The organism is Caldisphaera sp. (assembly GCF_049974385.1).
GTDB lineage: Archaea > Thermoproteota > Thermoprotei_A > Sulfolobales > Acidilobaceae > Caldisphaera.
In genome coordinates, this window is the sequence record NZ_JBMFIW010000061.1 from 1 (window position 1) to 670 (window position 670).

Annotated in this window: 1 protein-coding gene; it reads right to left on the bottom strand. The window is 32.2% G+C overall.

The window, feature by feature from the left end:
• The coding region (locus ACP5GV_RS08110; protein WP_428103299.1) for a PD-(D/E)XK nuclease family protein at nucleotides 1-670 on the bottom strand (670 nt) is incomplete at its 5' end.

The following is a 670-nucleotide window of genomic DNA, read 5'->3' on the forward strand; positions in this document are numbered from 1 at the left end:
TTACGTTTCTTTATATAATATAATTCCAAACCTATTTATATCTTCTAATGCCCTATCATCAACATATGGTGATATTATAACTAGTTTAGGTTTAATACCAGTTACCTTTTCATAAAGCTTACCTTTTCTCCAAAATTCTATTACATCTCCTCTTGATATGCTTGATTTAATCTCTATCAGTATGTGTTCGTTATCTTTTATTAATATATCAATTTCTATTTCGCTTGGATATCCATAAACTTCTCCTGAATCATCTCTAAATATCCACCTTTCAACCTTTCCAGCACCTAATAGTTTTTCAACTACCCCTTTCATACCGTTTCTAAAGGCTTGCTCAGAAACTATTCCCCATCTAGCGCCTAAAGCATCTAAACGTCTATTAAAAGATGCAAAAGTGTTGTTAAAATCAATCCTTAGTTGTTTTAACTCATTCTCTATAGCCTCAAACCTCTTGTTATTCTCTTCCCAACGCTTATTGTTTTCTTCCCACTTCTTGTTATTCTCCTCCCAACGCTTATTCTCAAGTTCAATAAACCTGTTGAAATCTTCTCTGAGTTGTTTTAATTCTCTCAATATACTATCCAAACCTAAAATGCCAGCTACTGTATAACGAAATTCTTCATCTTCTTTAAGTAATCTCAAAAATTCTTCTTTAATTGCCATTGTTCCC